Below are 6,802 nucleotides of genomic sequence, written 5' to 3'. Positions count from 1 at the left end.
GGCGGCGGCGGCCGGCCGCCCCACCAGCGCCGGTCGCCGTACCAGGGACGGTCGCGGTAGTAGTCGGCCCAGTAGCTGCCGATGGCAAAGCCGATGATCGGCACGCCGATCACCGCGCCATAGGTGGCCAGCGGCACGCGCCGCTCCTGGTAGGCGTAGTCGAGGTTGCGCGACCAGACCCAGCCGCGCCCGCCGTCGGGCAACACCACGTCGCACCAGCCGTAGCCGCTGGTGCAGCCGATCACGTCCAGCGGCTGGCCGGGCCCGAGCCGCGCCACCAGCGGGTAGTCGCCCGAGGGGCCGGCGCGCATGTTGACCGCGCCGCGTGTGAAGGCCTGTTGCGCCGCCGCCGCGAGCGGCAGCACCAGGGCCAGCGTGCCGATGCCGACCCAGCGCTGGACGAATGAGTTCATGGTGGGCTCCTTGCGCCCAGCCTAGGCGCGGGGCCGGGAGCCGTCAATCGGCGGCCAGCGCGACCTTCTCGTCGGCGCGCTTACGCCGCTTCTTTGTAGAAGCCCGCGTTGTTGCTGCCGAGCACCCGGCCCGCGATGGGCGCCACGGCGTTGCCGATGGCCGCGATGTGGTCCGGCGTGGTGCCGCAGCAGCCGCCCACGATGTTCACCAGCCCCTCGGCCGCGAACTCGTGCAGCAGCCGCGCCGTGACGTCGGGCGTCTCGTCGAAGCCGGTGTCGCTCATCGGGTTGGGCAGGCCCGCGTTCGGGTAGCAGCTGATGAAGGTGTCGCCGGCCACGCGCGCCAGCTCCTGGATGTAGGGGCGCATCAGCGCCGCGCCCAGCGCGCAGTTCAGGCCGATGGCCAGCGGCCGCGCATGGCGCACGCTGTGCCAGAAGGCGGTGACGGTCTGCCCGCTCAGGATGCGGCCCGAGGCGTCGGTCACCGTGCCGCTGATGATCAGCGGCAGGCGGTTGCCGCTGTTGTCGAAGTACTCGTCGACCGCGAACAGCGCGGCCTTGGCGTTGAGCGTGTCGAAGATGGTCTCGACCAGGATCACGTCGGCGCCGCCTTCGACCAGCGCTTCGGTCTGCTCGTAGTAGGCCGCGCGCAGTTCCTCGAAGTTGACGTTGCGCGCGCCGGGGTCGTTCACGTCGGGGCTGATGCTCGCCGTCTTGGGCGTCGGGCCGAGGGCGCCGGCCACGAAGCGCGGCTTGTCGGGCGTGCTGAACTTGTCGCAGGCCGCGCGCGCGAGCTTGGCGGATTCGAGGTTCATCTCGCGCGCCAGGTGGGCCATCTTGTAGTCCTCCTGCGCGATGGTGGTCGCGCCGAAGGTGTTGGTCTCGATCAGGTCGGCGCCGGCCGCGAGGTAGCCCTCGTGGATGTCGCGGATCACGTCGGGCCGCGTGAGCGAGAGCAGCTCGTTGTTGCCCTTGATGTCGCGCTCGAAGTCCTTGAAGCGCTCGCCGCGGTATTGCTCCTCGGTGAGCTTGAAGCGCTGGATCATCGTGCCCATGGCGCCGTCGAGGATGGCGATGCGTTGGGCGAGGATGCCAGGCAGGGCCTGGCCGTGGGTGTAGATGACGGGCTTCATAGCCCCCGATTGTAGAAAGGAGGCTTTACTCCCGTGCCGCTACGGCTTCTGGTTCGCTGACGCAGGCGAGCGCCCCATCAAACGATCAGCGAACTCCCCCTTGCAAACCCGATTTCCCAGCTTCTCGAAATTGGCCGGATCGCGCCGCGCGTATTGGGCGATGCCCTGATTGAGCAGCGGCGAGATGTCACGGCAACGCAGACTCGAGACTCGCGGCTCATCGTCAGGAGACACATCGGCACGCTCGGCATGCTTCGCATACCGCTCGATCCAGGCAAGCCCTTCAACATCACGTCCCTGCTGAAAAAGCGCATCCGCCAAGTACGGCGCAGCGATCATCTGCGACTCTTCGGACTGGCTTTTCATGTAGTCGACCCACTCATCGACATACGGTGCCAATGCAGATCTTTCGGTGACCATTTCAAGCGAGCGATAAAGGGCGTTGAGTCCGATCGTCGAATCGAAGGGATAACGGGCCCTGCCAGCCTTGTTCGCTTCGATCCCTGCTCTGATCAAGGCAATTTGCGCGTCTCTCGGCCTTTCGATATCTCCGGCCCATCTGGCCAGCTTCTCGTAGCTCGCTCCAAGAAAGTAGGCGCCTTGCCCCTTCGAGTCTACGTCGGATTCATCGATATCGGCTTGTTCGAACTTCTTGCGCGCAAGCGCCAGATCCTCGTTCTTGCCAACGAGAAACCACCTCGTCATCAGCAACTGACCTTCATTGACCAAGATGGTCTCGACCAACGATCAAGCCTTGGTCTCCATCGCATCGCCAGACGCAATGCCAGATCGATCTTTCTCAGCGCCTGATCCGGATTGCCGACAGCATCCCTCTCGCTTTCCTGCTGAAGACCGCCGATCAGGCTCCCATATCTCCAACCTGGTATGGGAAGGCCGGCTTCGTCTTCCGCCCTGATTTCCTGCACGGTCTGCAGACTCAATCGCCGCTGCAAGCCTCCATGCTGTTCGAACATCGCTTGGACGTCATCCAGCAGCGGCACCACTGCATGCGCGGCCTGCACCGTCAAGACCGACATCGCGATGACCAGTGTCCGGATCGCCAAGTGAGAGGGGCTGTCTTTCATTCCCCGATCGTAAATCGCCGCAGTGCCACTACCGCTGTACGAAAGCCAGCACCGCCTCCAGCATCTTGCGCACATGCGGCTGCACGCCGGCGGCCACCTCGGGCAGGTAGTCGAACGGCAGTTGCTCCTGCATGTAGCTGGACTGCGTCATCTCCAGCTGCACCGCGTGCACGCCGCCGGCCGGGTTGCCGTACTGGCGCGTGATGTGGCCGCCCGTGAAGCGGCCGTTGAGCACGCCGGTGTAGCCCGTGGCCGACTTGGCGATGCCCAACAGCGTTTCGGCCAGCGCCGGGTCGCAGCTGATGCCCTTGCCGGTGCCCAGGTTCAGGTCGGGCAGCTTGCCCTCGAAGAAGCGCGGCAGCACCGAGCGGATCGAGTGCGCGTCCCACAGCGCGGCGGTGCCGTGCACGGCCTTCAGCCGGTCGAGCTCGGCCTGCAGCTGCCGGTGGTACGGCACCCAGATCGCATCGCGGCGCGCGGCGACTTCATCGTCGCCCGGCAGGTCGGCGGGGTCGGCGTAGATCGGCGTGTCGTCGAAGGTGTCGACCGGGCACAGGCCGGTGACGCTCTGGCCCGGGTACAGGCTGGCGCCGTCCGGCGGGCGGTTCAGGTCGACCACGTAGCGCGAGTGCGTGGCCACGAGCACCGAGGCGCCCAGCGCGTCGGCGAAGTCGTAGAGCCGTTCAAGGTGCCAGTCGGTGTCGGGCACGTGGCGCGCTTCGTCGGTGAAGCGGGCGGCCAGCGCGGGCGGCACGTGCGTGCCGACGTGCGGCATCGAGATCAGCAGCGGGCGCGTGCCCTGGCGAAAGCGAAACGGCGGCTCGGTGGTGGTGAAGGCCATGGTGTGGGGTCAGTCCTTGAGTAGTTGGGTGCGCGCGGCCACGAAGGCAGCCGCGGCCTCGCCGTGCAGCATGTGGCGGCCGCCCGAGACACGGGCCCGGCCCGCCACCCAGACGGCGTCGATGGCCGAGGTGCGGTGGCTCGCGAAGACGTGGGCCGAGAGCATATCGGGCGCCGACAGCCCCTGCAGCGCAAGGTGCGATGCGTCGAGCACCACGAAGTCGGCCTGCTGCCCCGCCGCCAGCCCGCCGACGGCGCGGCCCGACGCGCGCGCCCCGCCCTGCACCGCCTCGAGCGTGAGCGCGGTCGCGACATGCGGCTGCGCCGCGCTCGCGCCCACGTTGCGCTGGCGCTTGCCCAGGCGCTGGCTGTATTCGAGCATCAGCAGCTCTTCGGCCGCGTTCACGCTGGCGTGGCTGTCCGAGCCCACGCCCCAGGCGCCGCCGTGCGCGCGCCACTTGGAGAAGTCGAAGATGCCGTCGCCCAGGTTGGCCTCGGTGGTCGGGCACAGGCCCGCGACCGCGCCGCTCTGCGCCGCGTATTCGTACTCGGCGTCGTTCATGTGCGTGGCATGCACCAGGCACCAGCGCGCATCGACCGGCGCGTGGTCGAGCAGCCATTCGACCGGACGCAGGCCACTCCAGGCCACGCAGTCATCCACCTCCTTCGTCTGCTCGGCGATGTGGATGTGGATGGGCGCCGTGCGGTCGATGGCCTCGAGCCCCGCGATGGCATCGCGCAGGCCTTCGGGCGGCACGGCGCGCAGCGAATGCGGCGCCAGGCCCAGGCGCGCACCCTGCGCGTCGCACGCGGGCTTGAGCGCGTCGAGCAGGCGCAGCATCGACTCGGTCGAGCGGATGAAGCGGCGCTGCCCCTCGGTGGGCGGCTGGTCGCCGAAGCCGCCGGTCTGGTAGAGCACGGGCAGCAGCGTGAAGCCGATGCCGGTCTTCTTCGCGGCGCGCAGCAGCGCCAGGCTCAGCGTGGCGTCGTCGGCATAGGGGCGGCCGTCGACGTCGTGATGCACGTACTGGAACTCGCACACGCTGGTGTAGCCCGCCTCGAGCATCTCGGCATAGAGCCAGGTCGCGATGGCTTCCATGTGCTGCGGGCCCAGGCGCGCGGCAAAGCGGTACATCAGCGTGCGCCAGCTCCAGAAGCTGTCGTGCTGCTCGGCGCGGTGTTCGGTCAGGCCCGCGAAGGCGCGCTGGAAGGCGTGCGAATGCAGGTTGGGCATGCCGGGGAGCACGGGGCCGTTGGCGGCCGGCGTGTCGGCGGGTCGCTGCGCGCCGGGCTCGATGCGCGTGAGCTGGCCCGCGTCGTTCCACGCCAGCAGGACGTTCTTCGACCAGCCCTGGGGCAGCAGCGCATCGGCTGCGAAAAGCGTGTGTGTCATGCCTGCGCTCCTGCTGCGATACGGCCTTGGCGCACCACGGTGCGCACGGGTTGCTGGCCGAACCAGTACGCGAGCTCGGCGGCCTCGCGCACGTTCCACAGCACGAAGTTGGCGGGCATGCCGGGCGCGATGGCGCCGTGCGTGTCCTGCAGGCCCAGCGCGCGCGCCGCGTGCACGGTCACGCCGGCCAGCGCCTCGGGCACCGTGAGGCGAAACAGCGTGCAGGCCATGTTCACCATCAGCAGCAGGCTCAGCGCCGGCGAGGTGCCGGGGTTGTGATCGGTCGACACCGCCATCGGCACATCCGCGGCGCGCAGCGCGTCGATGGGCGGCAGGTGCGTGTCGCGCAGCGTGTAGTAGGCGCCGGGCAGCAGCACGGCCACGGTGCCCGACTGGCGCATCGCGGCAATGCCCTCGGCCGACAGGTGCTCGATGTGGTCGCACGACAGCGCGCCGTAGCGCGCGGCCAATGCCGCGCCGCCCATGTCCGACAGTTGTTCGGCATGCAGCTTCACCGGCAGGCCCAGCGCCTTCGCGGCCTGGAAGACCTGCTCGGTTTCCGCGAGCGAAAAGGCGATGCGCTCGCAGAACACGTCGACCGCGTCGACCAGCCCTTCGGCGGCAAGCGCGGGCAGCATCTGCTCGCAGACGAGGTCGATGTAGTCCCCGCTGCGGCCTGCGTATTCGGGCGGCAGCGCGTGCGCGCCGAGGAAGGTGGTGCGCACTGTCACGCCATGGGCTTCGCCCAGGCGCCGCGCCACGCGCAGCTGCTTGCGCTCGTGTTCGAGCGACAGGCCGTAGCCCGACTTGATCTCGATGGCGCACACGCCGTCGGCCAGCAGCTGTTCGAGCCGCGGCGCGGCTTGCGCGAACAGCGTGTCTTCATCGGCCTCGCGCGTGGCGCGCACCGACGAGACGATGCCGCCGCCGGCCTTGGCCACTTCTTCATACGTCGCGCCCGCGAGCCGCATCGCGAACTCGTTGGCGCGCTGGCCGCCGTAGACGAGGTGCGTGTGGCAGTCGACCAGGCCCGGCGTGACGAGCGCGCCGCCGCCGTCGCGCGTTGCAGACCCGCGAACTCGGCGGGCAGCGCACCGCGCGCGCCGACCCAGCGGACCGTGCCTTGCGCCACCACGATGGCGGCCTGTGCATCGGCGTCCAGCGCGACGCCGGGCGCCGCGCCGGGGGCCAGCCGCAGGCCGGTCCAGAGGCCGTCGGCCGAGGGGAATTCGCTTGCTGCAGATTTCATCGTCTGTTCTTCCGTGGTTCGCGCAGGTCTACGGGTTCATGCAGGCACGATGCGGACCGCGAGCAGCCGCGCGTCGTCGCGATTTGGCGCGGCCTGCCATGCCTGCAGTGTCGTCGCGTCGGCCCAGTGCAGGCCCTCGCCTTCGCGGCAGCGTTCGTCGTTCAGCCGCCATTCGCCGCGCAGCACCAGCAGCACGCCGTGCGGCGCGGCCTCGATGGGCGTGGCGTGGTCGAGCACCTGGACTTCGGCGCGCCACTGGCCGCGCCGCGTCATCACGTTGAAGTCGCTCGAGGCGCCGCCCAGCAGCGTGCAGTCGATGGCCTCGTCGCCGCTGAAGGCGAAGGGGCGATACGGCATGTCCAGGCGCCGGTGGATGCGGCCGTCGTGCGTGAACAGGCGCACGCCGTCGCCTTCGAGCAGCATGATGCTGCGGTCGATGCCGGGGAACACCGAGAACGGGCCGTCCGCCGCGATGGTCGCGATGCTGACGCGCCAGCCGAAGCCGTCGAGCGCCGCGCCTTGGGGCCAGCTCACGATTTCCTGCGTGGTGCCGCCGCCGTTCTTCCAGGGCATGACGGGGAGCGAGGAACGCGAGAAGCGCTGCACGGTGCTCATGGCCGCACCTCTTGCTCCTTCCCCTTCCGGGGAAGGCCGGGATGGGGGCAGCGCCCAACGAGCGCCATTCGGTG

Annotated in this window: 7 protein-coding genes and 1 pseudogene; all 8 read right to left on the bottom strand. The window is 69.2% G+C overall.

Annotated features, from left to right (window positions below):
* On the bottom strand, nucleotides 1-413 hold a 413-nt coding region (locus BMG07_RS38960), incomplete at its 3' end, for an SH3 domain-containing protein (protein WP_198088961.1).
* An 80-nt stretch (nucleotides 414-493) separates the two neighbouring features.
* Complete coding sequence (locus BMG07_RS38955) at nucleotides 494-1,546, bottom strand: homocysteine S-methyltransferase family protein (protein WP_198088960.1); 1,053 nt, start codon at nucleotides 1,544-1,546, stop codon at nucleotides 494-496.
* A 39-nt stretch (nucleotides 1,547-1,585) separates the two neighbouring features.
* Complete coding sequence (locus BMG07_RS38950) at nucleotides 1,586-2,290, bottom strand: hypothetical protein (RefSeq protein WP_198088959.1); 705 nt, start codon at nucleotides 2,288-2,290, stop codon at nucleotides 1,586-1,588.
* Complete coding sequence (locus BMG07_RS38945) at nucleotides 2,251-2,631, bottom strand: hypothetical protein (RefSeq protein WP_198088958.1); 381 nt, start codon at nucleotides 2,629-2,631, stop codon at nucleotides 2,251-2,253. Before BMG07_RS38945 ends, BMG07_RS38950 begins: the two co-directional genes overlap by 40 nt.
* A 28-nt stretch (nucleotides 2,632-2,659) precedes the next feature.
* Complete coding sequence (gene hutG / locus BMG07_RS38940) at nucleotides 2,660-3,472, bottom strand: N-formylglutamate deformylase (protein WP_198088957.1); 813 nt, start codon at nucleotides 3,470-3,472, stop codon at nucleotides 2,660-2,662.
* Nucleotides 3,473-3,481: 9 nt separating this feature from the next.
* Nucleotides 3,482-4,864 carry a formimidoylglutamate deiminase gene (locus tag BMG07_RS38935; protein WP_198088956.1) on the bottom strand — a complete coding sequence of 461 codons (1,383 nt, stop codon included), beginning with the start codon at nucleotides 4,862-4,864 and terminating at the stop codon, nucleotides 3,482-3,484.
* A pseudogene (gene hutI, locus BMG07_RS38930) lies at nucleotides 4,861-6,113 on the bottom strand (imidazolonepropionase). The gene BMG07_RS38935 and the pseudogene hutI overlap by 4 nt, the downstream one beginning before the upstream one ends.
* Before the next feature lie 36 nt (nucleotides 6,114-6,149).
* On the bottom strand, nucleotides 6,150-6,728 hold the full coding sequence (locus BMG07_RS38925; RefSeq protein WP_198088955.1) for a HutD family protein: 579 nt from the start codon (nucleotides 6,726-6,728) through the stop codon (nucleotides 6,150-6,152).
* Between the last annotated feature and the right edge of the window lie 74 nt (nucleotides 6,729-6,802).

It is taken from the genome of Variovorax sp. E3, assembly GCF_016082275.1.
Classification (GTDB): domain Bacteria; phylum Pseudomonadota; class Gammaproteobacteria; order Burkholderiales; family Burkholderiaceae_C; genus Variovorax.
This window is presented reverse-complemented; position numbering and strand designations above follow the sequence as displayed.